The 24,608-nt window shown below is 52.8% G+C and carries 25 protein-coding genes and 2 pseudogenes; 12 read left to right on the forward strand and 15 right to left on the reverse strand.

Annotated elements, in window-relative coordinates:
* Positions 1-53 precede the first annotated feature (53 nt).
* From ACSZO4_RS10730 to ACSZO4_RS10745, 4 genes are all read right to left on the reverse strand, one after another.
* Positions 54-491: a transglycosylase domain-containing protein gene (locus ACSZO4_RS10730; RefSeq protein WP_437888910.1), complete on the reverse strand. Its 438-nt coding sequence runs from the start codon at positions 489-491 to the stop codon at positions 54-56.
* A 246-nt stretch (positions 492-737) separates the two neighbouring features.
* On the reverse strand, positions 738-1,280 hold the full coding sequence (locus tag ACSZO4_RS10735) for a 1,2-dihydroxy-3-keto-5-methylthiopentene dioxygenase (RefSeq protein ID WP_437888911.1): 543 nt from the start codon (positions 1,278-1,280) through the stop codon (positions 738-740).
* Positions 1,277-1,966, reverse strand: coding sequence for an acireductone synthase (gene mtnC / locus ACSZO4_RS10740; protein WP_437888912.1), 690 nt, complete (start codon positions 1,964-1,966; stop codon positions 1,277-1,279). Before mtnC ends, ACSZO4_RS10735 begins: the two co-directional genes overlap by 4 nt.
* Entirely contained in the window at positions 1,966-2,577 is a 612-nt protein-coding gene (locus ACSZO4_RS10745; RefSeq protein ID WP_437888913.1) for a methylthioribulose 1-phosphate dehydratase, read from the reverse strand. The genes mtnC and ACSZO4_RS10745 overlap by 1 nt, the downstream gene beginning before the upstream one ends.
* Positions 2,578-2,713: 136 nt before the next feature.
* Here ACSZO4_RS10745 and ACSZO4_RS10750 point away from each other — a divergent pair, with 136 nt between their 5' ends.
* Positions 2,714-3,874 (forward strand): pyridoxal phosphate-dependent aminotransferase, encoded by a 1,161-nt coding sequence (locus ACSZO4_RS10750; protein WP_437888914.1) that lies wholly within the window; start codon positions 2,714-2,716, stop codon positions 3,872-3,874.
* Between the two features lie 2 nt (positions 3,875-3,876).
* Here the strand turns inward: ACSZO4_RS10750 and ACSZO4_RS10755 are convergent, their stop codons facing one another.
* On the reverse strand, positions 3,877-4,515 hold the full coding sequence (locus tag ACSZO4_RS10755; RefSeq protein WP_437888915.1) for an IbrB-like domain-containing protein: 639 nt from the start codon (positions 4,513-4,515) through the stop codon (positions 3,877-3,879).
* A complete protein-coding gene (locus tag ACSZO4_RS10760) occupies positions 4,488-5,711 on the reverse strand; it encodes a phosphoadenosine phosphosulfate reductase (RefSeq protein WP_437888916.1) in 1,224 nt (407 codons plus the stop codon). Before ACSZO4_RS10760 ends, ACSZO4_RS10755 begins: the two co-directional genes overlap by 28 nt.
* Before the next feature lie 559 nt (positions 5,712-6,270).
* On the opposite strand from ACSZO4_RS10760, the gene ahpC reads away from it, so the two are divergent.
* Both ahpC and ahpF read left to right on the forward strand, forming a co-directional pair.
* Positions 6,271-6,834 (forward strand): alkyl hydroperoxide reductase subunit C, encoded by a 564-nt coding sequence (gene ahpC / locus ACSZO4_RS10765; protein ID WP_437888917.1) that lies wholly within the window; start codon positions 6,271-6,273, stop codon positions 6,832-6,834.
* Positions 6,835-7,081: 247 nt separating this feature from the next.
* Positions 7,082-8,647 (forward strand): alkyl hydroperoxide reductase subunit F, encoded by a 1,566-nt coding sequence (gene ahpF / locus ACSZO4_RS10770; RefSeq protein WP_437888918.1) that lies wholly within the window; start codon positions 7,082-7,084, stop codon positions 8,645-8,647.
* 80 nt (positions 8,648-8,727) lie between these two features.
* Here ahpF and uspG read toward each other — a convergent pair whose 3' ends face one another.
* The 5 genes from uspG to dcuC all read right to left on the reverse strand — a co-directional run bounded on the left by uspG (position 8,728) and on the right by dcuC (position 12,364).
* Complete coding sequence (gene uspG, locus ACSZO4_RS10775; protein ID WP_437888919.1) at positions 8,728-9,156, reverse strand: universal stress protein UspG; 429 nt, start codon at positions 9,154-9,156, stop codon at positions 8,728-8,730.
* A gap of 139 nt (positions 9,157-9,295) precedes the next feature.
* Entirely contained in the window at positions 9,296-9,385 is a 90-nt protein-coding gene (gene yldA / locus ACSZO4_RS10780) for a small membrane protein YldA (protein WP_437888920.1), read from the reverse strand.
* A 135-nt stretch (positions 9,386-9,520) separates the two neighbouring features.
* On the reverse strand, positions 9,521-9,931 hold the full coding sequence (gene rnk, locus ACSZO4_RS10785) for a nucleoside diphosphate kinase regulator (RefSeq protein ID WP_437888921.1): 411 nt from the start codon (positions 9,929-9,931) through the stop codon (positions 9,521-9,523).
* Positions 9,932-10,087: 156 nt separating this feature from the next.
* Positions 10,088-10,897 (reverse strand): ribonuclease I, encoded by an 810-nt coding sequence (gene rna / locus ACSZO4_RS10790; RefSeq protein ID WP_437888922.1) that lies wholly within the window; start codon positions 10,895-10,897, stop codon positions 10,088-10,090.
* A gap of 93 nt (positions 10,898-10,990) precedes the next feature.
* The gene (gene dcuC / locus ACSZO4_RS10795) at positions 10,991-12,364 is read right to left on the reverse strand and encodes an anaerobic C4-dicarboxylate transporter DcuC (RefSeq protein WP_437888946.1); all 1,374 of its coding nucleotides are present in this window, start codon (positions 12,362-12,364) and stop codon (positions 10,991-10,993) included.
* Positions 12,365-12,762: 398 nt separating this feature from the next.
* On the opposite strand from dcuC, the gene ACSZO4_RS10800 reads away from it, so the two are divergent.
* The 7 genes and pseudogenes from ACSZO4_RS10800 (at position 12,763) to cspE (ending at position 19,775) form a co-directional block, all read left to right on the forward strand.
* The gene (locus ACSZO4_RS10800; RefSeq protein ID WP_437888923.1) at positions 12,763-13,125 is read left to right on the forward strand and encodes a DUF2946 domain-containing protein; all 363 of its coding nucleotides are present in this window, start codon (positions 12,763-12,765) and stop codon (positions 13,123-13,125) included.
* A gap of 54 nt (positions 13,126-13,179) precedes the next feature.
* A complete protein-coding gene (locus ACSZO4_RS10805; RefSeq protein WP_437888924.1) occupies positions 13,180-13,302 on the forward strand; it encodes a hypothetical protein in 123 nt (40 codons plus the stop codon).
* A gap of 21 nt (positions 13,303-13,323) precedes the next feature.
* Positions 13,324-13,527 (forward strand): annotated as a pseudogene (locus ACSZO4_RS10810) (copper-binding protein); the annotation flags it as partial.
* A gap of 11 nt (positions 13,528-13,538) precedes the next feature.
* On the forward strand, positions 13,539-14,795 hold the full coding sequence (locus ACSZO4_RS10815) for a TolC family protein (protein ID WP_437888925.1): 1,257 nt from the start codon (positions 13,539-13,541) through the stop codon (positions 14,793-14,795).
* Complete coding sequence (locus ACSZO4_RS10820) at positions 14,792-16,243, forward strand: efflux RND transporter periplasmic adaptor subunit (protein WP_437888926.1); 1,452 nt, start codon at positions 14,792-14,794, stop codon at positions 16,241-16,243. The genes ACSZO4_RS10815 and ACSZO4_RS10820 overlap by 4 nt, the downstream gene beginning before the upstream one ends.
* A pseudogene (locus ACSZO4_RS10825) lies at positions 16,240-19,359 on the forward strand (efflux RND transporter permease subunit). Before ACSZO4_RS10820 ends, ACSZO4_RS10825 begins: the two are co-directional and overlap by 4 nt.
* A gap of 206 nt (positions 19,360-19,565) precedes the next feature.
* Positions 19,566-19,775 (forward strand): transcription antiterminator/RNA stability regulator CspE, encoded by a 210-nt coding sequence (cspE, locus tag ACSZO4_RS10830; RefSeq protein WP_004100146.1) that lies wholly within the window; start codon positions 19,566-19,568, stop codon positions 19,773-19,775.
* Between the two features lie 54 nt (positions 19,776-19,829).
* Here cspE and crcB read toward each other — a convergent pair whose 3' ends face one another.
* The gene (gene crcB, locus ACSZO4_RS10835; protein ID WP_437888927.1) at positions 19,830-20,213 is read right to left on the reverse strand and encodes a fluoride efflux transporter CrcB; all 384 of its coding nucleotides are present in this window, start codon (positions 20,211-20,213) and stop codon (positions 19,830-19,832) included.
* A gap of 90 nt (positions 20,214-20,303) precedes the next feature.
* On the opposite strand from crcB, the gene ACSZO4_RS10840 reads away from it, so the two are divergent.
* Together ACSZO4_RS10840 and tatE are read left to right on the forward strand one after the other, a co-directional pair.
* On the forward strand, positions 20,304-21,092 hold the full coding sequence (locus tag ACSZO4_RS10840; protein ID WP_437888928.1) for a deaminated glutathione amidase: 789 nt from the start codon (positions 20,304-20,306) through the stop codon (positions 21,090-21,092).
* Between the two features lie 127 nt (positions 21,093-21,219).
* The gene (tatE, locus tag ACSZO4_RS10845; protein ID WP_437888929.1) at positions 21,220-21,423 is read left to right on the forward strand and encodes a twin-arginine translocase subunit TatE; all 204 of its coding nucleotides are present in this window, start codon (positions 21,220-21,222) and stop codon (positions 21,421-21,423) included.
* A gap of 74 nt (positions 21,424-21,497) precedes the next feature.
* Here the strand turns inward: tatE and lipA are convergent, their stop codons facing one another.
* The 3 genes from lipA to lipB form a co-directional block, all read right to left on the reverse strand.
* Positions 21,498-22,463, reverse strand: coding sequence for a lipoyl synthase (gene lipA / locus ACSZO4_RS10850; protein WP_437888930.1), 966 nt, complete (start codon positions 22,461-22,463; stop codon positions 21,498-21,500).
* A 209-nt stretch (positions 22,464-22,672) separates the two neighbouring features.
* The gene (locus tag ACSZO4_RS10855) at positions 22,673-23,626 is read right to left on the reverse strand and encodes a YbeF family transcriptional regulator (protein ID WP_437888931.1); all 954 of its coding nucleotides are present in this window, start codon (positions 23,624-23,626) and stop codon (positions 22,673-22,675) included.
* Positions 23,627-23,930: 304 nt separating this feature from the next.
* Positions 23,931-24,572: a lipoyl(octanoyl) transferase LipB gene (lipB, locus tag ACSZO4_RS10860; protein WP_437888932.1), complete on the reverse strand. Its 642-nt coding sequence runs from the start codon at positions 24,570-24,572 to the stop codon at positions 23,931-23,933.
* Between the last annotated feature and the right edge of the window lie 36 nt (positions 24,573-24,608).

The raw sequence follows: 24,608 nt of genomic DNA on the forward strand, positions 1-24,608 counted from the left end.
AGCTCAGCTAAGGTAAGGCTAATACAGATAAGGACTCCACTGAACCCCACCGATTAAATCGCACCTTCCCTAAGTAACATAGCAGCAATAAAGGCTTGGTTGTCTTGATTTAAAGAATGGGTTTCTTGTTTAAAAACTTCAAGTGAAGTTTTGTTTACGCCAATTAAATGGGATCCAAAAAAAGCATTTGTAAGGTAGCATCGAATTATCTGTTTCTTAGTGTATTTGAAATTTACCAATAAAGAGAGAGTGATTTCATATAGCTTCCTGTAAAAGGTTTGCTCTTTAAAATTGGTAATTGTCCTCACCATTTGCATATCAATAGTGCTAAATCCACCATGTTTTTTTCTTTGAATCATTTTTAAAGCATCTCTGATGAATGATAAGAAATCAAAACCACAATGCCTTAAGAATCGACGGTCTTCCAGTGCCATGACAAAAAACTCTAACTCGTTGAAGTCAGCAGATTCGTCGTATGGAATTTTTAACATTTCGTGATGGATTTGTAGTAGATCATAATTTAAATTAATGAGAAGGTTACGGAAGCATCTATAATGTCTTTCACTATAGGGGTGGCTGTTCATTTTAATATTTTAACCTTCTGGTGAAAATATTATTCTCTAGATGATACCTATTTTGAAGAATAAAAGGTAGAGTAAAAATATCGAGGAATAGTTTAATGTACGTCTTGTCAATTATTTTGAGCCAGCGAGTTGTGTTAGCTGGCTCTTTTCAACTCACGCCAGCTTCGGATACCCGTCCGCAATGGCATCGCCGGTGAACTGCGCAATCCAACCTTCCGGGTTATCGAAGATGCGGATGGCGGTAAAGTTAGGCTCTGAGCCCATATCAAACCAGTGCGGTGTGCCAGCAGGGACGGAGATCAGGTCGTTCTTTTCGCACAGTACCTGGTAAACCTCGTCGCCAATATGCAGGCAGAACAGCCCGGCACCTTCCACAAAGAAGCGCACTTCATCTTCGCCGTGGGTGTGTTCGTTGAGGAATTTAGCGCGCAGGGCATCTTTTTGCGGGTTGTCGGCGCGCAGGCTGATCACGTCCCAGCTCTGGTAACCTTTTTCTTCAACCAGTTTATCGATGGCGTGCTGATAGGCGGTGATCACCGTTTCCGGTGTTGGATCCGCACCTAAATCACGGTCGGCTTCCCAGCGCTCAAAGCGAACCTCTTTGGCGTTCAGCTTGTGCTGAATTTCGGCGGCATCGGTGCTCTGCCAGGTGGGCTGGCTGGCGTCTTTGTCAGAATAAATCGTCAGTGCGCTCATGAGGGGATCTGCTCCGGCTTAATATGGTCGAAAGAAGGAACCTGGTGATGATGACTGGCGGCGTCATTGTCGCCGCGGATCAACTGCGTGGTGCGAAAACCGGCCTGTTCGGCAGCGTCCAGTTCCTGATGGATATCCGAAAGGAACAGGATCTGCACCGCTGGCAGACTCAGCTGTTCGGCAATATTACGGTATGACTGCACCTCGCGCTTTGCACCGACCAGGGTGTCAAAATAACCGCTGAACAGAGGAGTAATATCACCTTCGTCGCTGTAGCCAAATAACAGTTTTTGCGCAGCAACGGAGCCAGAGGAATAAACATATAAATCAAGACCTTTGGCTTTCCATTTTTCCAGCGCAGGGAGGACATCCGGGTAGAGATGGCCGGTGAAGTCACCGTTAACGTAACCGTCATGCCAGATAATGCCCTGTAACGCTTTCAGCGCGGTTGATTTACGGTCTTCGTCCATAAAACGCAGCAGCGTATCCAGCAGTTCCTCTGTAGTGGCATCGGGTTGGGCGATTTCTTCCCGCAGGTTGTCGAGGATGGTTTTGACCGGCTCAACATACTGCTGCGCGGCGAGCAGCGCAGGCAGGCGCTCGCGGGCGTAGGGGAATAGCACGTTATGCACAAAGCGGATATCGCTGGTGGTGCCTTCGATGTCGGTTACAATCGCACGGATCATTATTTCTCCAGCAGTCGACGCTGCATTTCGCATTCAAACAGGAACTCCAGCCCTTCGAGATGACGACGGGCCTCCGCCACATCACGCCCCCAGCAGGTCAGGCCGTGACCACGCAGCAAAAAGCCGTAATTCAGCGGGCGCGCTTGCGCGTAATCCGCTATCCGGCGGGCGAGGGCATCAATATCCTGGCTGTTATCGAAAATTGCAATGGGCACGGTATCAAGATGCGTAGTTTGCCCGCTGAGGGATTTCTGCATTTCAAAGCCGCTTATCAGCAGTTCTGTTGCCCGCTCCACGCGGGACAATACGGTGGCATTGACCGTGTGGACGTGCAATACCGCTCTGGCATCAGGAAACAGGCGATAAATCAACGTGTGCAGGCCGGTTTCCGCAGAGGGTTTACGCCCGGACGGCGCATGGTTATCGGCAATAGAGACTTGCAGAAAATCGGCAGTGGTGAGGCTGCCTTTGTCTTTACCGGACTCACTCAGCCAGCACCAGTGCGCATCTTCGCGCACGGACATATTACCGCCGGTGGCGGGAGACCAGCCTTTCTGGCCTATCCAGTGGCAGGCGTGAACGAGTTCCTGAAGTTGCAGGTTATCTGTCATGTTCTTCCTTTAGGTGCGCGGATGCGGCGCGTGGAGGAATATTCTTATGGTTTAGACGTCTAAGCGTCTTGATTGCCAAATACTAACATCGTGTTATAGTGGCAGCAACATCAGTATTACAAGCAGGCATGCAACAATGAGCGACAACACACTGATTCCGCAGAGCAAACTTCCCGCACTTGGCACCACCATTTTCACCCAGATGAGCGCGCTTGCGCAGCAATATCAGGCGATTAACCTTTCTCAGGGGTTCCCGGATTTTGACGGCCCGCGCTATTTACAGGAGCGCCTGGCGCACCATGTGGCGCAAGGGGCAAACCAGTACGCGCCGATGACCGGCGTACAGGCATTGCGTGATGCCATTGCTGACAAGACTGAAGAGTTGTACGGCTACAAACCGGATGCCGGAACCGATATTACGGTAACGGCTGGCGCAACCGAAGCCCTGTATGCGGCGATCACTGCGCTTGTGCGCAAGGGCGATGAAGTTATCTGTTTTGACCCAAGCTACGACAGCTATGCCCCGGCGGTAGAGCTTTCCGGCGGCGAACTCAAGCGCATTGCCCTCCAGCCACCGCATTTTCGCGTTGACTGGCAGGCCTTTGCGGCGCTGCTGAGCGATAAAACACGTCTGGTTATCCTCAATACGCCGCATAATCCCTCCGCGACGGTGTGGCGTAACGAAGATTTTGCCGCCCTGTGGCAGGCGATTGGCGATAAAGAAATTTATGTGCTGAGCGATGAGGTTTACGAGCATATCTGCTTTGCCGAAGAGGGGCATGCCAGCGTGCTGGCTCATCCGCAACTGCGTCAGCGGGCGATTGCCGTCTCATCTTTTGGTAAGACGTTCCATATGACCGGCTGGAAAGTGGGTTACTGCGTGGCGCCTGCCGCCATCAGCGCTGAACTGCGCAAGGTGCACCAGTATCTGACCTTCTCGGTAAACACCCCGGCACAGCTGGCTCTGGCCGATATGCTGCGTGCCCAGCCGGAGCATTACCGCCAGTTACCGGCATTTTACCAGGCCCGTCGCGATGTGCTGATTAACGCCCTTGCCAGCAGTCGGCTGGAAATTCTGCCCTGCGAAGGCACCTATTTCCTGCTGGCGGATTACAGCGCCATTTCCGATCTTGATGATGTGAGTTTCTGTCAGTGGTTGACCAAAGAAGTGGGCGTTGCCGCTATTCCGCTGTCGGTATTCTGCGCCGATCCCTTCCCGCATAAACTCATTCGTCTGTGCTTTGCAAAACAGGAATCGACGCTGCTGGCGGCGGCAGAGCGGTTATGTAAGCTGTAGCGCTATTTGATGGTCCATGCGCGCGAGAATCGACGGTCGGCGAAGAGTTCCGTCAGGCCGTTGATTTGCTTGAGACGCAGCACCTCGTCACCGTCCATGCCCAGCTCTTTGCCGATCTGTTCTTCGCTCCAGCCTTCCCGCGTCAGTTCCCGCACGATTTCCGCCATCTCATTGATCTGATGCCGCCCGCGAGCACGGTTATGACGAATGGTTGCGGCCATACGTTCGGATTTACTGGCCGTTTTGTTGTTCAGACAGGTCACCGGCAGATAGCCTTTAAGCTTTGTTTTCAGCGCGGCCCGGCCTTTGCCTAATTCGTGGCGGTGAAAGCCATCAATAATTTCAAAATGACCGGGCTTATCTTCCTGCACCACCACCGGTTGGGTAAAGCCATCTTTTTCGAGGGATTTCAGCAATAAGCGTTTTTCCGGCGGCGCGACCTGATTGGGGTTGTAATCATTGGGCGTTACACTGCTGCTCTTTACCCACAACACACAATCTATTGGCTGATCGCGAAAGGGGCTGTGCTCATGGAGCAACAGGCGAAAATCATTGATAGCATCAATACGTTTCTCTTCCGTCAGCGAGCTCAGGAAGTTGCTCAGTGCCTGCATTAATTCCTGCTGCATAAAATTCCCCATTCCTTGCGTTTGTTTTTGATGCGTTCGTGATAGCGCTGGTAGTTCCTGGTTTTGGTTGGACTGAAAGAGAGCGCTCTGCACCAGTAATCATTATTGAGCAGTACCTTACAGATGCGTCGCCATGAGGGAATATCTTTTGCGCCGGTATCACCTGGCTGGGTGTCGGGTATGCCTGCGATACCCTTTTTTTCGAACCAGTGCAGGTAGATAGCAATTTTGTTGCGGTAATGCTCTGCGGTTTGGTCTGGCATGCTGTCGAGCAGAAAGAGGGCATACCTCTTCCAGGTGAGATGTTCGGGTTTTGTCAGTTTGCGATGACCGTAGAACTTATTGTCCTGTCCGGCGTAAACACCGCCGCTGCTGGCGCCATGGACCCGTTCGCACATCATTGCCCAGCGTTCGGGTTCAATCACATGATACAGCCAGAGGCCCTGACGCTGCTCCGGGCCGAAGGGTTCACAGATGCGCATATAGCGCGCCGATACGCCCGCCTGATACATCAAATTATAGAGCGGGTTATAAGGTAGTTTGCTTTTCGCAAACCAGGTCCAGATATCGGCGGTTTTCCAGTCATAAATTGGGTAGACATACCAGGCATGCCCGCCGGGCGCGACGCTGGTCCAGGGTTTGTCATCGGCAAAGCGCATTTTGTTGGTTGACGCAATGGCCAGAAAGCGGTTGTAGGATTCATCGGCACGAATACCCACCATCATTGCGGCAGGATTATTGCTGGCAAACCAGTCGGCAAATTTACTGACAAAGGATTCAAAGGTCATCCCTTGCTCATAAAACGGTAATTCAGCAGCCTGGGTTATTGCATGTTCCGGTGGCTGGCGCACCCACTCAACGCCTGGCTCCCAGCACTGCCAGGTGGGGGAATACTGCGACAAACCGTTTTGCGTTGTCAGCGGGAGGGCTATCCAGTAAAACCTGTCGGTCACATCCTCACAGGCCGCACGCATCTCTTCCACATAATTGAGGGTGTAATTGAACTGCGCTTCCCAGTCGATAAACAAAATGCTGATTTTCTTGTTCAGCTGCCGTGCCAGTTGCGCCGCTAAGTGCAGCATGATGCTGGAATCTTTTCCCCCGGAAAACGAGATACAAACTTTGGGGAAGTTTTCCAGCGTCCATTTGATTCGTGCGGTACTGGCTTGCAGAACATTCTGTTCGAGGATTTGCTTAGTTAACGTCATTAGCAACGCTTCCATGTGACTAATGTTAAGCAGGCATGATAATGATTTTACGTAAGAAGGTAACGATAAAATTTATATAGATTTCAATGATATAAATTGCTTCTTTTAGCTTGATACATTCTTCTGAATTATGTTTTAGCCTGTTGCCCTGGGGTTCTGGCACACAACAAAAGCGGCATGCCAAAAGTCAGTAACGGTAAAACCTATCGCAGCCATAGGCAGTATCTGGCGGACGGGCGATTGTTATGCCTGTGACAGAGTGTTCTAATCCTTATCGTCTGTGTGACAACCTGGCGTTTGTTACGCAGGCACCGCCAGCATGACTGGCGCTGAAGCACCCATGGGTCTTTCAGGTATCAAGCCACCCGTGAGGTGGCTTTTTTGTTTTCATCGATCTGGCAGGCGGTTGCCTGCTTAATCGGATGTTCATGTATGGTTCATTAAGCAATTTTGTGCGGGTTGTTAGCTAACGCTTATTGATTTGATAATGCAAACGCATTAGCCGGGTCAGCAAAAATTCGTTAACTTACACCTCAACGAAAACACGGAGGAAGTACAGATGTCTTTAATCAACACTAAAATCAAACCTTTTAAAAACCAGGCGTTCAAAAACGGTGAGTTCGTAGAAGTTACCGAGAAAGATACCGAAGGCCGCTGGAGCGTCTTCTTCTTCTACCCGGCTGACTTCACCTTCGTATGCCCGACTGAACTGGGTGACGTTGCTGATCATCATGAAGAACTGCAAAAACTGGGCGTGGACGTTTACTCTGTTTCTACCGACACCCACTTTACGCACAAAGCATGGCACAGCAGCTCCGAAACCATCGCAAAAATCAAATATGCGATGATCGGCGACCCGACTGGCGCCCTGACCCGTAACTTCGAAATCATGCGCGAAGACGAAGGCCTGGCTGACCGTGGCACCTTTATCGTTGACCCGCAGGGTATCATTCAGGCTATCGAAGTTACCGCTGAAGGTATCGGCCGTGACGCATCTGACCTGCTGCGTAAAATCAAAGCAGCACAGTACGTTGCTTCCCACCCAGGCGAAGTGTGCCCGGCTAAGTGGAAAGAAGGTGATGCGACTCTGGCTCCGTCCCTGGACCTGGTTGGCAAAATCTAAATTTCCGTCGTCTTTCGCGCCATAGCGGCGTTGGCGTCGCCTGCTCACCCCGGTCACTTACTTTTGTAAGCTCCCGGGGGATTTACAGGCTAGCCGCCTTGCTCTGACGCGAAATACTTAGGAAATGATGTCATCCAAACGGGCGCAATAGTGCGCCTGTTTTATTCAAGCACCATGACGCAAGTTGCATTGATGCAGCCCCAACAAAATCGGCTTGCATGATGATGTTTTAAGAGAGGGATACAAAATGCTCGACACTAATATGAAAACCCAGCTCAGGGCCTATCTTGAGAAACTGACTAAGCCTGTTGAGCTGATTGCCACGCTGGATGACAGCGCCAGATCGGCAGAGATCAAAGAACTGTTGGCTGAGATTGCTGAACTGTCAGACAAGGTCTCTTTCAAAGAAGACAACCAGCTCAATGTGCGTAAACCGTCATTCCTGATTACTAACCCAGGTTCAAATCAGGGGCCGCGTTTTGCTGGCTCCCCACTGGGTCATGAGTTTACCTCTCTGGTTCTGGCTCTGCTGTGGACCGGTGGTCATCCGTCGAAAGAAGCGCAGTCTTTGCTTGAGCAAATTCGCGATATCGACGGTGATTTTGAGTTTGAAACCTATTACTCACTCACCTGCCATAACTGCCCGGACGTGGTGCAGGCATTTAACCTGATGGCGGTGCTGAATCCGCGCATCAAGCATACGGCAATTGACGGCGGCACCTACCAGAACGAAATCACCGATCGTAACGTGATGGGCGTTCCGGCCGTGTTTGTTAACGGCAAAGAGTTTGGTCAGGGGCGTATGACGCTGACCGAAATCGTCGCGAAAATTGATACCGGTGCAGAAAAACGTGCCGCAGAAGAGCTGAATAAGCGTGATGCTTACGACGTGCTGATTGTCGGTTCCGGCCCGTCCGGCGCCGCGGCTGCGGTGTATTCCGCGCGTAAAGGTATTCGTACTGGCCTGATGGGCGAGCGTTTTGGTGGCCAGGTGCTGGATACCGTGGATATTGAAAACTATATCTCGGTACCTAAAACCGAAGGGCAGAAACTGGCGGGCGCACTCAAGGCGCACGTGTCGGAATATGCCGTCGATGTGATTGATTCACAAAGCGCGACCAAACTGACGCCAGCGGCGGTGGAAGGTGGTTTACACCAGATTGAAACTGCATCAGGCGCGGTGCTTAAAGCACGCAGCATTATTATTTCCACCGGGGCGAAGTGGCGCAATATGAACGTGCCGGGTGAAGAACAGTATCGCACCAAAGGCGTGACCTACTGCCCGCACTGCGATGGCCCGTTGTTTAAAGGCAAACGTGTTGCGGTTATCGGCGGAGGCAACTCCGGCGTGGAAGCGGCCATCGATCTGGCTGGTATTGTCGAGCATGTCACTTTGCTGGAATTCGCGCCAGAAATGAAAGCTGACCAGGTGTTGCAGGATAAAGTCCGCAGCCTGGGCAACGTTGACATTATTCTCAATGCGCAGACCACGGAAGTGAAAGGCGACGGCAGCAAGCTGACTGGCCTGGAATACCGTGACCGCGTAAGCGGCGATGTTCACCAGATAGCACTGGCCGGTATCTTTGTGCAGATTGGTTTACTGCCGAACACCACCTGGCTTGAAGGGGCGATTGAGCGTAACCGGATGGGTGAAATTATCATTGATGCGAAATGTGAAACCAGCGTCAAAGGTGTGTTCGCGGCCGGTGACTGCACCACGGTGCCGTACAAACAAATTATCATCGCCGCGGGCGAAGGTGCGAAAGCCTCTCTGAGCGCGTTCGACTACCTGATCCGCACCAAAACTGCATAAACAGCATAAAAAGAAAGTCAGACAAATATACCTGCAATGATAAAGAGGCCGCCCGGTTCGGCCTCTTTTATGACTGCGAATTAACGCACAACCAGAACGGGAATATGTGCGTGTCGCACTACGCTTGAGGCATTCGATCCCAGCAGATGGGTTGATATTGAAGGGTTGCGTGAGCCAATGACTATCACATCGGCGGCCAACTCTTTTGCCATCTCATTAACAACATCGCGCACGCTACCCAAACGCACGTGGATCTTAATGCGATCGGGAGCGAGGGAAAAATGGCTGACCATGGTCTCCAGCCGTGACTGCGCTTCGACCTGTAAATGCTCTTCAAAACGACGAATATCGGCGGCGAACCGGTGCAGGCTTAAACTGGCGGAGGCGGGCAGGACGTGCAGTAAATGAATGACCCCAGTTTCCTGAGCGAGAAACTCGGCGTGCCGCACGGCTTTGTCGCTTAACTCCATTTCAAACACATCGACCGGCATAATGATTGTCTGATACATAAACGCGTCTCCCTGTGGGTTATGTCCAGATTATTAGCGCATAAACGACCACTTATTTATGCTAAGTGGCTGGCAATTATTTACTTTATTGATGATTTACCAACGAAAGGGCTGTTATTTGCCCGTAACAAGACAACGCTCACCAGTGGCGTTCAAGATAAAGTACGGCGGCGACAACGATCGCCACTATGACCATATATAAGAAGATAACGAGGGTTATTTCGCTCATAACTAAACCTGGATCCACATCCTGTATACAACGGTAGGATCAAATGGGCGACAATCAAATGCGACATCCGGGTGAACTGACAGGTCATCAGAGGATGCAAAGCAGCATCCTCGGTTCTCTGGGGAGGGCGTTTATTCAGAGATTAAAAACACCGGCGGCTTCGGGTTGCCAGACCAGCTCCAGGACTTCGAGGTCGGTGGAGGCTCCGCCCGGTAATTCCCAGTGAATGCTGTCGCCGGTACGTAATCCTAACAATGCCGCGCCGACCGGCGCCAGAACGGAGAGTTGGCTGGCGCTGTCGGCCATTTGCGTGGGGTAGACCAGCGTGCGGGTACGTGTTTCTCCGCTGGTTAAGTCCCGAAAGGTCACGGTGCTGTTCATGGTGACCACATTCGCTGGCATCTCTTCAGGGGCACACATTTGCGCACGATCCAGCTCAGTGTTTAACGCCTGCGCCACGGGCAGATTCGCGTAAGCCGGTTTTTCCAGCAGACGATCAATGCGTTCGGCATCGAGTTCATTGATGATAATTGCAGGTCTGGACATCTCTTGCTCCATGTCTTGGGCGGCTTTTGCCTCATTGATCCAAAGAAAAACCCTCGCCGTCTGGCAGCGAGGGTTTAGCAGATCCGATGATACTGAGACTTTGCGCAAGTTTGAAGTGACTGCGCTCACATTGCCGGGTTTATCCCTGGGTTCAGGTCAGTAGCCCACCTGGTCGATGATAAAGGTGTTGCCGCAGTTTCCCGGGTGGGGTTGCGATGTAAAAGAACGGGGAGAAAGCGGGTTGTTGATGACGCCGGCATCAAGGGTGAATTGCAGTTCGGTGAGCCTGGCCTGGTTGCCGCTACAGATCAACTTGACGGATTTGATACTCTTTTCGCTCCAGGCGCGGCTCATCGCGGCGTCGAAATCGCGACGGCTGACGCTTTTGCCGTAGTTATCTGCCAGAAACGTCCCGACTGCGCTGTGCTTCATTTCCTGATTCATGCGTACCATTACGCCAAACCAGGCATCCGGATCGAAACCAAAACAGACACCGTGCTTCGCATACTCATAACGCTCAAGGCATGATTTTCCACCAGCGCCCGGCATCTCAGCATTCAGCTTGTTAGCCATCTCCAGAGACAGGCCGGTTTCTCCACCGGCGCATTTACGGCTGGCTTTCGCCTCCGGCATATTGGGAACCGGGCGACTGGCGCAACCGTAGCGTAGCCAACGATTGTTATCGACGCCGCGCGCGGCGATGGATTTTGGCAGACTCGGCCACAGACCATGCACCGTCAGGAAATCCTGTTTGCGCTCGTGTTCTTTTTGCAGGCGGCATTCATCCGGTTCAGGGCTCCCCCTGTCATGCAGACTCTGGCAAAACCCGGTCTGCCATGACAGCGCCAGCACATAGTGGTCGAAATCAGGGTAATGACTGGCAACAAGCGGGTCTGCGTAAACGGGGAGAGGTGAAAGCATCACCAGAGCGACGCTAAGGCTGGCGATGAGGTCCTTGGTTAACATTTACTATCCTGCTTGCTGCGAAAAGATAATTTCAGGAAATGATTAAAGCACAAAAAGCGCCGGGGAGGCGCTTTTTGCTTACCGGCTCCGCACTTAGTGTACTGCTGCACCAGGAACCAGAATTTCAGTGGCGACAATCACCACTATCAGCCCGACCAGTACCGGGACCGATGTGCGTTTTACCACTTCAAATGGAGAGATGTTTGCCATCCCCGCGACGGCAACGACCACGCCGGAAACCGGGGAGATGGTGCGACCCAGATTGGAGGCCTGCAACATGGGAATCGAAAGATAGGCCGGATTAATGGCTGATTCGTGGGCCAGTTTCGGGATCATCTCAACAAAGGCATAAAACGGCGCATTCCCCGAGCCGGTCGTCATCGCCGCCAGCATGGTGAGGATAACCAGCACCAGCATCAGGATGATACTCGCCGAACCAAACGAGGTGGCGATGGAGATAAGGCTCTGAATAAAGCCTATGGTGCTTAAGCCCTGGGCGAATACCCCGGCAGCCACCAGCAGCATAACCACACCGGCAAAGGCATCGGCCATCCCACGGTAAGCAACTTCCAGACCTGAAAACACATTCTGAGTGTTGAATCCACGCATAAACTCCAGCACGGCGGCCAGCAACATACAGATGACCAGGATCGTGATGATATGCAGCTCCGGACCCCATTTACCGTCAAAAATCAGTACGCCGATAATCGGCGTAAACGGCAGGATGGCATAAAACGCCGGGGCGGTGGTGGTGATGTCTTTGACGTCGAGAATTTCGGCGCTGATATTCTCTTTTTTATCCAGATAGCGCTGCCAGAAATAGTGGGCAACCGCCATGGCAATAATGGCGGCAATTGAAATCGGCAGCGTAGTTTTAAAGGCGAAATCCACCAGCGGCATTTCCGCAGCTTTAGCAGCCAGCACTACATCACCGGAAGTGGGGGATAGAATAATCGCCGCCGGTGAGGCGCAAATAGCGGCTGCAGCACCTCGACTGATCCCCACGTTGACCATCACCGGAAACAGAGTCGCCATTAATAATACGCCGAGCCCGGTGGCGGAGGAGACGGCCAGCGACATCAGGCAGGCAACAAAATAGGCAGCGACCATCAGTAAATAGGGCGAGTTAATAAAACGCAGCGGACGAGAGGCCAGTTTTACCACCATGTCGTTGGCGCCAATATGCGTCATATAGGCGGCAAAACCACAGAGCATCATGATCATCATGCCGAGATCGCCACCACGGCTCATCAGCAAAATTTTAACGTACTCAACAATGTCAGTGGCAGTGTAACCGGTGCTGGTGGCGCTGCCCGACAGGACTTTATGCCCCATCAGGGCGCTGACGATAAGCAGCATCAGGCCACCGACAAAAAGTACGCCGGTGGCGGAGTAGCCTTTGATGATATAGCGTGCGACGCCGACAATAACCGCGACGCCAATAAGAAGTTCGATAAAGGTTAACATCATGTTCTGGATCCCGGGGTGAAGGTCAGAGATAACGGCAGTAGAAAAAGAAAAAACGCAATGTGCCGAAGAACCGAATATGAATAGATGATTAAAATCAACGAAGGATCATTTAAAGAATATAATAGTGAAAATTTGCTCTTCAGACACAAAATAAGCAAAAGAAAGTTGCACGATATCCCACCCGGCGGCAAAGAGAGATTAAAGTGGAAAAGAAAACAAAAGGTTAATAATATTTTAGCGTTTAGTTATGTAAATCATTCGCCACGTAAATAAATCAAAAAAGACTTTAAAAATAAAAAATCGGCTGCCTATACTCGTGCGGTCTCCGTAAACATTATCAGGTTATTATGCATACTGGCTGGGTAAGTCGACTGCGCGCAATGAGGCGGCATCTTATGATGTTGCTGATGGCGTTCGGCTGGCTGTTAATCCAGAGTCAGTTAGCCATTGCCTCGCACGATTGCGATCTCGACGTGCAGGGTTCATCGGTGATGGCGCAGCATTACGATCACATGATGACCGATACGGCGATGCAATTGCCGATGCATGCAATGAAAGCGCCGTTGTGCGACAAGCACTGCGTGCCGGATACCGCGCAAAAAGATACCGGTCATCAGCTGCCGATAGTACTGCCTGTCAGCCTGTCTCTGGCGGTCGTTAAACCGGTTTGCGTGGATATCTCCCGCGAGGGCTGGGCATTAACGCCGCCTGCTGTTGGCCCGCCTGCAACCATCCGTTTTTGCCGCTTCAGAGAGTAGAAATCTGTTAATTCGTTGAAATTTCATTCTTTTACGATTAACAGGAGTTTTACTATGCGTTCTCAAATTCTTTGCTCGCTGGCCGGTGTGCTGGCAATCCTTTCCGTTTCTGCCGTCCAGGCAAATGATATGAACCACAGCATGCATCACGATATGTCGCAGCACGCGGCGATGTAGGCACCGGTTTACCGCTCTGAGGGGGTTATCAAAAAACTCACCTCCGAGTCCGTCACCATCTCCCACCAGGCTATCCCTGAACTCAACTGGCCACCGATGACCATGCAATTTGCGCTGCCGCAAGGCGCTGCGTTGCCGGAAATCGGTGCCGGTAAAAAGGTGAGCTTTGCCTTTACCCAGGATGACAACGGTTACCAAATCGTTTCTCTGACGCCACAAGACTGACCGGGGATACGATGAAACGATTCTCACTGAGCCTGCGGCTGAGTGGGGTTGTGCTGGGTTTGATGTGCTCCGCCGCGCAGGCGGAGTCATTCACCCTGGCACAAACCCTGGCCGCGACGGAACGCTATTCCGCCGAATTGTCAGCCAGTCGTAATGAAGTCCATGCCCTGGATGCGATGGCGGATTCAGTACGCCAACTCCCCGATCCGAAACTGAAGTTCGGTATTGAAAATCTGCCGGTGCAGGGCAGCAACGATCGCCGTTTTACCCGCGAGGGCATGACCATGCAGCGGGTGGGCGTGATGCAGCAATATGTCAGCGCGGAAAAGCGGGATCGTAAAGCCGAGACGCTGCTGGCCGAAGCACAAAGCGTAACGGCCAAATCCGCGGTGACCCGGGCAACGTTGCAACGTGATGCCGCACAGGCGTGGCTTGAGCTGGCATTGTCAATGCGCGCCCTGGAGACGGCCCGCAAGCTGTTGGCCGAAACCGATGCCCAGCAGGGCGCGCAGAAGGCCAGTGTCGGCGCAGGTAATGCGGCGCCGGACAGCGTACTGGCGTTGCGGATTGGGCTGAACGCCATGCGTGACAAAGTCACCCTTGCCGAACGAGACGTACAACTTGCAAAGGCGCGTCTGACCCAGTTAACCGGACAATCAGTCACCGCCGTCAGCGGCAATTTACCCCGTTATGAACGCCTGCCTGCCGATGAACGCACGCTGGAAAACGGCGTGGCGCAGCACCCGGAAATCGTGGCGGCAAACCGTGAAGCCAACAGTGCGAAAGCGCGTTCTGCCGAATCAGCCATCGCGGCCATTCCTGATGTTGAAGTGGAGGTCTGGTATGGCCGCCGGGCTGAAGGGTACGAAGATATGGCCGGGGTTATGGTGACTGTCGATTTGCCGTTGTTTACCTCAAAGCGTCAGGACAAAGACCATGCAGCGGATGTCTCCCGTACGTTGCAGGCCAACGATCAACTGGCGCAAATCGAGCGTGAGCATGTGGCGCAGGTACAGTCGCTTATCGCGCAGTACAACGCCGACCAGGCGCTCTGGCTGCGCCAGAGGGATGAGGTTTTGCCGCTGGTGCGCCAACGGGCATCGTTGATGGCCGCTCAATATCGCAGTGGTCAAAGCCAGTTGCCTGAACTGCTTGAGGCGCGTCGCACCGTGCTGGACAGCGAGCTTGCCGTTTTACAGGCAGAAAAAGAGATGGCCCGCAGTTGGGCGGCCATCCACTGGTTAATTCCGCAGGAGCTGGTGCAATGAAAAAAACGGTTATAGCTATTTTGATTGCCGCCGGACTGGCTGGCGCTGCGGGATACAGTATCGGGCGATGGCATGATATGCCGGCGCCAGGGGCAGACAACGCCGCGACGGCCGAACGAAAAGTACTCTACTGGTACGATCCCATGGTGCCGGGGCAGCGTTTTGATAAGCCGGGAAAATCACCCTTTATGGATATGCCGCTGGTCGCCCGTTACGCCGATGAAGGGAAAGAGGTGGAAGACGGGGTTGCGGTGAGTCCGCGTCAGCAACAAAACCTGGGTATGACCACGGCGAAGGTGGAAAAGCGGGTGCTGGCATCGGCATTCTCAGCTTTTGCTACCGTGACCACCGACGAGCGCGGCATTCAGACCGTTCCTTCCCCGGCCTCCGGAGTGGTGGAGAAGCTGTTTGTCCGCGCGCCGCAGCAGTGGGTACAAAAAGGCGAACCGCTGGCCCGGCTGTGGATCCCGCAGTGGACTGCCGCCCAGCAGGAGTATCTGGCCGTACGTCAGCTTGGCGATGGCGCACTCACCAGGGCGGCCCGGGACAGACTGGCTCTGCAATTTATGCCTGAATCCATCATCCAGTTAGTGGAGCGCAGCGGCAAACCACAAACTCGCCTGACCCTGCGCGCAGAGCAGGCAGGCTATGTGGTGAAGCTGGACTCCCGCGAAGGCGCGCAGGTGGCCGCCACCCAGACGCTGTTTGAGCTTGCCAGCCTCGACCCGGTCTGGCTGGTGGTCGATTATCCGCAAACCCAGGCACAAACCTTAAGCGCCGGCAGCGAGATCCAGGCCACTTCCGTTAGCTGGCCAGGGGAGGTGTTCCACGGGCGGGTGAGCGAACTGTTACCGCAACTGGAAACCACAACCCGAACCCTTAAAGCGCGGGTGGTGCTGGAGAATCCGCAGCAAAAGCTTAAGCCAGGCATGTTTCTGACCGTCTCCCAGGCCGACAGCGCTAAACAGCCCGCAGTTCTGGTGATGCCTGAAGAGGCGTTGATTGCCACCGGGGCCGCAAACCGGGTTCTGCTGGCAACCGGAGAGGGCCATTTTCAACCGCGCAGTGTGACCACTGGCAGAACGGCGCAGGGCTGGACAGAAGTGCTTTCCGGCTTGCAGGAGGGGGACGCGGTGGTGACTTCCGGACAGTTCCTGATCGACTCGGAGGCCAGCTTGCGCAGCGCCTTACCGGCGGCGTCGGTCGAGAAAAAAGCGCAACAGTATGAGAGTACCGGCGTGGTGAAAGCCATTGACGATGGATCCGTCACCCTGGCTCATCAACCTGTTCCCGCCCTTAACTGGGGCGCGATGACCATGGATTTCGCGCTAACCCGGCCGCAACCTGACATCAAAGTAGGTCAGTCGGTGATGTTCAGCTTTACCCTTGATGATGAACAAGGGGCGGTGATTACGCATCTGATGGCGAACGGGGAGGTGATGAAATGATTGCTGCCATTATTCGCGCCTCACTGCGTAATCGTCTGTTGATCCTGCTGGCGGCGCTGGTGCTGATGGGCTGGGGGATCTGGTCGGTACAGCGCGCGCCGCTTGATGCGCTGCCTGATTTGTCGGACGTGCAGGTGATTATTCGCGCCAGCTATCCGGGAAAAGCGCCGCAAATTATTGAGAACCAGGTGACCTATCCCCTGACTACCGCAATGCTCTCAGTGCCGGGTGCCAAAACGGTGCGCGGCTATTCGATGTTTGGCGATGCCTATGTCTATGTGTTGTTTGACGATGACACCGATCTCTACTGGGCGCGATCAAGGGTGCTGGAAAACCTCAGTCAGATCCAGTCAGCGCTGCCCGCTGGGGTCAATGTTGCTCTGGGACCGGACGCCACCGGCGTGGGCTGGATTTACGAGTACGCACTGATTGACCGGAGCGGCAAACATAATCTTGCCGATCTGCGCGCCTTGCAGGACTGGACGCTGAAATTTGAGCTCAAAACGGTGCCTGATGTGGCGGAGGTGGCGAGTGTCGGGGGAATGGTGCGGCAGTACCAGATCGTGGCGGATCCGCAAAAAATGCGGGCGCTTAATATCACCCATGAGCAACTGGTCACGGCGGTTCAGTAGGCCAATCAGGAGAGCGGCGGGGCGCTGCTGGAGATGGGCGAAGCGGAATTTATGCTGCGTACTACCGGTTATCTCCACACCCTTGATGATTTTCGCCAGATTGTGGTGACCAGCCGTGATGGCGTGCCGGTGATGCTTTCAGATATCGCCAGCGTGCGCCTGGGGCCAGAGCTGCGCCGCGGGGTGGCGGAATATAACGGTGAGGGCGAAGTTGCGGGCGGCATCATTGTGATGCGCTATGGCAAGAATGCCCTGCAAACCATCCACGGGGTAAAAGAGAAACTCCAGGCGGTGCAGAAAACGCTGCCGGCAGGGGTTGAGATTGTGCCGGTCTATGACCGATCAACGCTGATTGAGCATGCCGTTGAGACCTTGACCCACAAGCTTATCGAAGAGTTTATTGTGGTGGCACTGGTTTGTACCCTGTTCCTGTTCCATTTTCGTTCTGCTCTGGTGGCCATTGTCTCCCTGCCGCTTGGCATCCTCGGTGCGTTTATCGTGATGCACTATCAGGGGATTAATGCCAACATCATGTCGCTGGGGGGAATTGCCATTGCCATTGGCGCGATGGTGGATGCGGCGATTGTGATGATTGAAAACATGCATAAAGTCATTGAGCAGTGGCGGCATGACAATCCCGGGCGTCAGCTTACCTCTGGCGACTACTGGCGCTTGTCGGAGCAGGCGGCGGTGGAAGTGGGACCGGCGCTGTTTTGCAGCCTGCTTATCATCACCCTGTCCTTTATTCCGGTCTTTTCACTGGAGGCGCAGGAAGGGCGGATGTTCTCCCCGCTGGCCTTCACCAAGACCTGGGCGATGGCGGTGGCGGCAGGGCTGGGGATAACCCTGGTGCCGGTTTTGATGGGGCTGTTTATCCGCGGCAGGATCCCCGATGAGAAAGCCAACCCGATCAACCGTTTTTTGATTCGCCTGTATGAGCCGCTGCTGGACAGAGTTTTAAGCTGGCCAAAAGCCACGCTGGGGCTGGCATTGCTGCTCCTGCTGGTCACCCTATGGCCGCTCAGTCGGTTGGGCAGTGAATTTATGCCGCCGCTTAATGAGGGGGATCTGCTCTATATGCCTTCGACGCTGCCGGGAATTTCGGCGCGCGAAGCAGGGCGGCTGTTACAACAAACCGACAGGCTGATTAAAACCGTACCGGAAGTGGAAAGCGTGTTCGGTAAAGCGGGCAGGGCGGAGAGTGCGACCGATCCCGCGCCGCTGACGATGCTCGAAACCACCATTCGCTTTAAGCCCCGTGACCAGTGGCGGCCAGGTATGACGCCGGACAAGCTGGTGGATGAGCTGGATAAAACCGTGAGTATTCCTGGTATTGCGAATGTGTGGGTGCCGCCGATTCGTAACCGCCTGGATATGCTGGCAACAGGGATTAAAAGTCCGGTTGGGATCAAAGTGAACGGCAATAATATTGCTGATATTGAACGGGTGGCCCAGCATATCGAGCAGGTGGTCAAAACGGTTCCCGGCGTGACTTCCGCACTGGCTGAAAGGCTGTCGGGCGGGCGCTATGTGGATATCAATATTAATCGTCAGCAGGCCGCGCGTTATGGGGTGTCGGTTAAAGAGCTGCAGTCACTGGTCGCCACGCTTGTGGGCGGCGAAAACGTGGGTGAAGTATTGCAGGGGCGCGAGCGTTTCCCGATCAATATTCGCTATCCCCGTGAGCTGCGCGAAAACGTTGAGGATTTACGTTCGCTTCCGGTGATCGCTGAAAATGGTAGCCAGGTCGCGCTCGGTGATTTAGCGGATATTGTGGTCAGCGAAGGACCGCCGATGTTGAAAAGCGAGAATGCGCGCTTATCAAACTGGATATATGTCGACCTGCGTGGGCGGGATCTGAAATCGGCGGTGGATGAAATGCAACAGCGGGTTGCTGAGCAGGTCCAGCTTCCCCAGGGCGTGACGCTTTCATGGTCCGGGCAGTTTGAATATCTTGAGCGCGCCAGTGCGAAATTGAAAATTGTTTTGCCGGTCACTCTGCTGATTATATTCGTGTTGTTGTTCATTACCTTCAGGCGTATTTCCGATACGCTGTTAATTATGGGTACGCTACCATTTTCATTAATTGGCGGGGTCTGGTTACTGTGGTTGCTGGGATATAACCTGTCGGTGGCGGGTGCCGTGGGCTTTATTGCTCTGGCGGGCGTGGCGGCCGAATTTGGGGTGATCATGGTGCTGTATTTAAATCATGCGCTGGATAAATATCGTAAGCTCGATCCTGAAGGCGGGCATCAGATGTTGCGACGGGCAATACACGAAGGCGCGGTATTGCGTGTTCGCCCTAAAGTGATGACGGTTGCCACCATTATGGCGGGTTTATTACCGATTATGTGGGGCGGCGGGAGTGGCTCTGAAGTGATGAGCCGTATTGCGGCTCCGATGATTGGCGGAATGGTGACTGCGCCCTTGCTTTCACTGTTTGTGATCCCTGCGGTGTATGAACTTCTGCATCGCCAACGCTAAAAATGACAGCGCCTGTCAGCAGGCGCCGTTATCCAGGTCGAACATTTATTGACCAGTGAGGAAATGACGGGACAAACAGTAGATTCGAACAAACTTCGCGACATTTATCACTTTTTGATGAATAACGACTGGACAAAAGTCTCTACAATTGTTGTACTGTCACTCGACACAGCATTTGTGTCGTTTTTCATGTAAAGGTAATATTGATGTCTAAGATTAAAGGTAACGTTAAGTGGTTTAATGAGTCCAAAGGATTCGGTTTCATTACTCCGGAAGATGGCAGCAAAGACGTGTTCGTACACTTCTCTGCAATCCAGAGCAATGGTTTCAAAACTCTGGCTGAAGGTCAGCGTGTAGAGTTCGAAATCACTAACGGTGCCAAAGGTCCTTCTGCTGCTAACGTGATGCCTATCTAAGTTAGCAATAAGACAGAATTTCAAAACCCGCTGAAAAGCGGGTTTTTTTTGCCCTTAATTTGCATTCGCGCTGGAAATCAGCCAAAACGCGAATGCGGTCATGGCAAATGATCCCAGCAGATTCACTGCCACATTCAGCAATGCCCAGCCGGCACGCCCTTCCTGAAGCAGGAACACCACCTCGGCGGAAAAGGTGGAAAAGGTGGTTAAGCCGCCGCAGAATCCCGTCGTCAGCAACACTTTCCAAATCGGGTCAATATTGGTCATCCGGTTGAACCAGGCCAGCCCCAGGCCAATAATAAAAGCGCCAATTAAATTCGCTGCCAGCGTGCCCATTGGAATGGCATGATGGGCGGGGTTGAGCTTCATACTGAGCGCCCAACGCGCGACGCTACCCGTGCCACCGCCGATAAAGACCGCCAAAAGAAGTTGTAACACCGTGAAATCCTGTTATTTGATTTACCTGAGTGACGAGTGTAGCGCCGAAGCAGCCGCCAGGCTATGTCGGCATTTACAGGAGAGAGAAAGATGATTGTTGCAGCAGGACAGTTTGTGGTGACTCCGGACTGGCGAACGAATGCCGAAACCTGTGTGGGCTTAATGGCCCGTGCCGCAGCGCAAAATGCGTCATTGCTGGTACTGCCGGAGGCGTTACTGGCGCGCGACGATAATGATCCGCATATGTCGGTAAAATCCGCTCAGTCGCTTGATGGCGAATATCTGCGTATTCTTCTGGCAGAAAGCCAGCGTAATGTGCTGACAACGGTACTGACCATTCACGTCCCCTCGACAGCAGGCCGCGCGGTGAACACGCTGGTGGTGCTGCGGGCCGGGAAGATCATTGCGCATTACGCCAAATTGCACCTCTACGATGCCTTTAACATGCAGGAGTCTGCCCGGGTGGACTCTGGTGATAACATCGCCCCCGTCATTGACGTCGACGGCCTGAAGGTTGGGTTGATGACCTGCTATGATTTACGCTTTCCTGAGCTGGCGATGCGGCTGGCCCTTGAAGGCGCGGAGCTATTGATTCTCCCCGCTGCCTGGGTGCGTGGGCCGCTTAAAGAACAGCACTGGGCGACGTTGCTGGCGGCCCGCGCTCTGGATACCACCTGCTACGTGGTGGCTGCCGGTGAGTGCGGCAATAAAAATATCGGGCAGAGCCGGATTATTGATCCCCAGGGCGTGACCCTCGCCGCGGCAGCGGAAGCGCCGCAGTTAATCTGCGCTGAGGTCACAAAAGCACGGCTTGAGCAGACCCGGGAGGCATTGCCGGTTCTGCGCAACCGCCGCTTCGCCATGCCGGTGCTGAAGTGATGTTTTATTACGCAATGCTTGATTCATCTCGTTACAGATTGTTATTGTGTGCGCGTGCCGGATGACCGTTAATTACGTCAGGGTATAATGATGCGATATGCTGTGTGTTTTATGAAAGAAGGTATCTATGGGTGAGATTAGTATTACCAAACTGCTGGTGGTGGCCGCACTGGTCGTTCTGCTGTTTGGTACCAAAAAACTGCGTACGCTGGGCGGCGATCTGGGCACGGCCATCAAAGGCTTTAAAAAAGCGATGAACGATGATGATACCGCGGCAAAGAAAACCACTGACGATAACGTCACGGCAGAGAAGCTTTCTCATAAAGAGTAAGTCGCTCTGACAGGATAAAAAAAACCGGCGCATGGCCGGTTTTTTTGTCTCAAGTGTAATCAGATATTACACCTTTATTTTACTTCAATACCTTTTGCCTGCAGGTCTGCATGGTAAGAAGAGCGGACGAACGGGCCGCAGGCTGCATGGGTAAAGCCCATTGCCAGCGCTTCTTCTTTCATTTCATCAAACTCTTCCGGGCTGACGTAGCGTTGTACCGGTAAATGGTGACGGCTTGGCTGCAGATACTGCCCCAGCGTCAGCATGGTGACGCCGTGGCGACGCAGGTCGCGCATTACTTCCACGATTTCCGCATTGGTTTCGCCTAAACCCACCATCAGACCCGATTTGGTCGGGATATGCGGATGTGCTTCTTTAAAGCGTTCCAGCAGCTTCAGAGACCAGTTGTAATCGGCGCCCGGACGCACCTGGCGATAAACACGCGGCACGTTCTCGAGGTTGTGGTTAAACACATCCGGTGGCGTTGCGGTGAGGATATCCAGCGCGCGATCCATACGTCCACGGAAGTCCGGAACGAGGGTTTCGATTTTAATGGTCGGGCTTTTCTCACGGATAGCCGTAATGCAGTCAGCAAAGTGCTGAGCGCCGCCATCGCGCAGGTCATCACGGTCAACAGAGGTGATAACCACATAACGCAGGGCCATATCAGCAATGGTCTGCGCCAGTTTGACGGGCTCATTGGCATCCGGGGTGACAGGACGACCGTGTGCCACATCGCAGAACGGACAACGACGCGTACAGATAGCGCCGAGGATCATAAAGGTTGCCGTACCGTGGTTGAAACACTCAGCAAGGTTAGGGCAGGACGCCTCTTCGCAAACAGAATGCAGCCCGTTTTTGCGCATGGCTGCTTTAATGCCCTGAATACGGGAAGAGTCAGCCGGAAGTTTTATTTTCATCCATTCCGGTTTTCTCAACAGGGCTTCTCGCTCTGTTGCCACGTTTTTAACCGGGATAAGAGCCATTTTATCGGCATCGCGGTACTTAACACCGCGTTCCATCACAATGGGTTTACTCATAGCGTGCGTGTTCCAGTTGCGGATAACGAAGTAAGTGATTCAATTCAAGGGAATGTTGTATTTATCAACTATTTTTGAATTCACGGCGTGCAGTATAGCATTGATGGAGGGGAGAAAGCAGCCTGACAACGGGGCAAAATGTAAAATAGTTGTTGTTTTGTGCCAAATGCCCAGAGAGCATTAGCCGTTTTGCCAGGCTGAGTAATACCTTAAAACGCGCGTCGAATAACGTTGATCACATTTTCAAGCACCGGGTCTCGCAAGCTCAACTTGTTGTAATACAGAGAAATATCAAGTCGTTCATTGCTTACAGGTGGGAAATCTATCTCGGCTAATGGCCAACAAGCGCTGAATAATTTAAACAATCGCGTTGGCATCAATCCGAGCATATCACTGTTACCGATCAGTGCTGCGATAGTAAACATATTGTAACTGCTAAAACTTATCTGCCGCTCCGGAAACAGGTCCTGAACGCGCTGGCGCAATCCGCTGAGGTTTTGTCCTTCCAGCATCAGAAGCGTATGGTCGTAATGCTGCAAAACATCTTCGTTGATGGCGGAACGCAGGCAGGGGTGTCCTTGTTGGCAGACCAGCATCAATCTGTCCGTGTAGAGCGCATGATGGTTGAGGGTTCTGGCCGTTGGGATCGTCGTATCAATGATCAGGTCGGTCTGAAACTGACTGAGCTGGTTTTCCGCATCATGGATTGGGATATTGCGCATCAGTAAATGCGGTGCGACCTCTTTAATCGCCTTCCAGATAACAGGAATAACAATTGCGCCCAGTGAGGGCGGCGTGCCTATAGTAATGGTGCGCTGTTTGTCATAGCTACCTGTTAAATCCAGAGCGCCAAGAATCGACTCCAGTCCCTGACTAATATATTCATGCAGATGCGGGGCATAGGCGGTTGGCGTGACGCCTTGTCCTTTTCTGATAAATAGCGGGTCAGGAAAGATTGTTCGCAATTTTTGAATAGACTGACTAATTGCAGAAGGCGTCAGATTAAGCACTTTAGCTGCATTTACTATCCCTTTTTGCACATATACGGCCTCAAAAATAGTCAATAGATTGAGGTCTATATTGCGTAATGTGCGGAAGATTTGTGGCTTGTCTTCTTCGGGACGTTCAGTAATTCGCTGTTCCGACGGGTGATTATAATCCACGCTTCTACTCCGTAATCATTCGGTATGTGAATGATAGTTGAATTTATTTTTATGGTGATGAATTACAGGAGGTGCTTTTCCATCGCATCTCATCATTATGGATGTTTTTCAGGAAGATGCTGCATCCGGTGCATAAAATTAATCTTCATGAAAACAAATCAACGGACCAGAATTGTACATATGGTGATAAATAATCCAAAACGGACAATGAAAAAAAGAAAATATATTTTCAGATGTAAAGATTACGGGCGGGAATAAATAAAACGACGGCCTGACCGGATGGCAGGCCGCAAGAGATCATTTATTAAGTATTGCTATATTCATGAGGTGGATAGTTTAGCAGTGCTAAAAACTTATCGACCAGTATGGGTCTTATTTTGTCCATATCCACCGCAGGCTGAAAATGATTCACCTGGGTCATTTCCATTCCGGCGTAGCCGCACGGGTTGATACGCAAGAACGGCGCGAGATCCATAGCGATATTAAGCGCAAGGCCATGAAACGAGCAGCCCCGGCGGATACGTAAGCCCAGCGAACAGATTTTCTTGCCCTGTACATAGACACCTGGCGCGTCAGCGCGCGGGTAAGCCTCGATACCCACCTCTGCCAGGGTGTTGACGACAGTTTGCTCCAGCAGGGTAACCAGCTCGCGCACGCCAAGCTTGCGTCGCTTAAGGTTTATCATCACGTACATAACCTGCTGCCCTGGCCCGTGGTAGGTCACCTGACCACCGCGATCGCTTTGCACCACCGGAATAGCACCAGGTGCAAGTACGTGTTCAGCTTTGCCTGCCTGCCCCTGGGTAAACACCGGGTCGTGTTCGACCAGCCAGATTTCATCCGGAGTGGTGTCGGTACGGGTATCGGTAAATTCATGCATCGCCTGGGAAACAGGGGCGTAGGGTTGTAAACCCAGATTACGGATTAGGATTGTATCCTGAGACAAAACAGCATCTCCGGGAGAAGAAAAGGTGAGGGGAGT

Source organism: Phytobacter sp. V91 (assembly GCF_965644225.1).
Classification (GTDB): domain Bacteria; phylum Pseudomonadota; class Gammaproteobacteria; order Enterobacterales; family Enterobacteriaceae; genus CBFFRJ01.

What these genes read in the sequence shown, in the direction of transcription:
- ACSZO4_RS10760 (WP_437888916.1), bottom strand. Translation starts at nt 5,711, where the DNA reads ATGACGTTAACTAAGCAAATCCTCGAACAGAATGTTCTGCAAGCCAGT.
- ACSZO4_RS10805 (WP_437888924.1), top strand. Translation starts at nt 13,180, where the DNA reads ATGCGTTCTCAAATTCTTTGCTCGCTGGCCGGTGTGCTGGCAATCCTT.
- ahpF (WP_437888918.1), top strand. Translation starts at nt 7,082, where the DNA reads ATGCTCGACACTAATATGAAAACCCAGCTCAGGGCCTATCTTGAGAAA.
- ACSZO4_RS10735 (WP_437888911.1), bottom strand. Translation starts at nt 1,280, where the DNA reads ATGAGCGCACTGACGATTTATTCTGACAAAGACGCCAGCCAGCCCACC.
- tatE (WP_437888929.1), top strand. Translation starts at nt 21,220, where the DNA reads ATGGGTGAGATTAGTATTACCAAACTGCTGGTGGTGGCCGCACTGGTC.
- ACSZO4_RS10745 (WP_437888913.1), bottom strand. Translation starts at nt 2,577, where the DNA reads ATGACAGATAACCTGCAACTTCAGGAACTCGTTCACGCCTGCCACTGG.
- yldA (WP_437888920.1), bottom strand. Translation starts at nt 9,385, where the DNA reads ATGAGCGAAATAACCCTCGTTATCTTCTTATATATGGTCATAGTGGCG.
- ACSZO4_RS10820 (WP_437888926.1), top strand. Translation starts at nt 14,792, where the DNA reads ATGAAAAAAACGGTTATAGCTATTTTGATTGCCGCCGGACTGGCTGGC.
- rna (WP_437888922.1), bottom strand. Translation starts at nt 10,897, where the DNA reads ATGTTAACCAAGGACCTCATCGCCAGCCTTAGCGTCGCTCTGGTGATG.
- mtnC (WP_437888912.1), bottom strand. Translation starts at nt 1,966, where the DNA reads ATGATCCGTGCGATTGTAACCGACATCGAAGGCACCACCAGCGATATC.
- ACSZO4_RS10800 (WP_437888923.1), top strand. Translation starts at nt 12,763, where the DNA reads ATGATGTTGCTGATGGCGTTCGGCTGGCTGTTAATCCAGAGTCAGTTA.
- lipA (WP_437888930.1), bottom strand. Translation starts at nt 22,463, where the DNA reads ATGAGTAAACCCATTGTGATGGAACGCGGTGTTAAGTACCGCGATGCC.
- dcuC (WP_437888946.1), bottom strand. Translation starts at nt 12,364, where the DNA reads ATGTTAACCTTTATCGAACTTCTTATTGGCGTCGCGGTTATTGTCGGC.
- cspE (WP_004100146.1), top strand. Translation starts at nt 19,566, where the DNA reads ATGTCTAAGATTAAAGGTAACGTTAAGTGGTTTAATGAGTCCAAAGGA.
- ACSZO4_RS10840 (WP_437888928.1), top strand. Translation starts at nt 20,304, where the DNA reads ATGATTGTTGCAGCAGGACAGTTTGTGGTGACTCCGGACTGGCGAACG.
- rnk (WP_437888921.1), bottom strand. Translation starts at nt 9,931, where the DNA reads ATGTCCAGACCTGCAATTATCATCAATGAACTCGATGCCGAACGCATT.
- ahpC (WP_437888917.1), top strand. Translation starts at nt 6,271, where the DNA reads ATGTCTTTAATCAACACTAAAATCAAACCTTTTAAAAACCAGGCGTTC.
- ACSZO4_RS10730 (WP_437888910.1), bottom strand. Translation starts at nt 491, where the DNA reads ATGTTAAAAATTCCATACGACGAATCTGCTGACTTCAACGAGTTAGAG.
- ACSZO4_RS10755 (WP_437888915.1), bottom strand. Translation starts at nt 4,515, where the DNA reads ATGGGGAATTTTATGCAGCAGGAATTAATGCAGGCACTGAGCAACTTC.
- ACSZO4_RS10815 (WP_437888925.1), top strand. Translation starts at nt 13,539, where the DNA reads ATGAAACGATTCTCACTGAGCCTGCGGCTGAGTGGGGTTGTGCTGGGT.
- uspG (WP_437888919.1), bottom strand. Translation starts at nt 9,156, where the DNA reads ATGTATCAGACAATCATTATGCCGGTCGATGTGTTTGAAATGGAGTTA.
- ACSZO4_RS10750 (WP_437888914.1), top strand. Translation starts at nt 2,714, where the DNA reads ATGAGCGACAACACACTGATTCCGCAGAGCAAACTTCCCGCACTTGGC.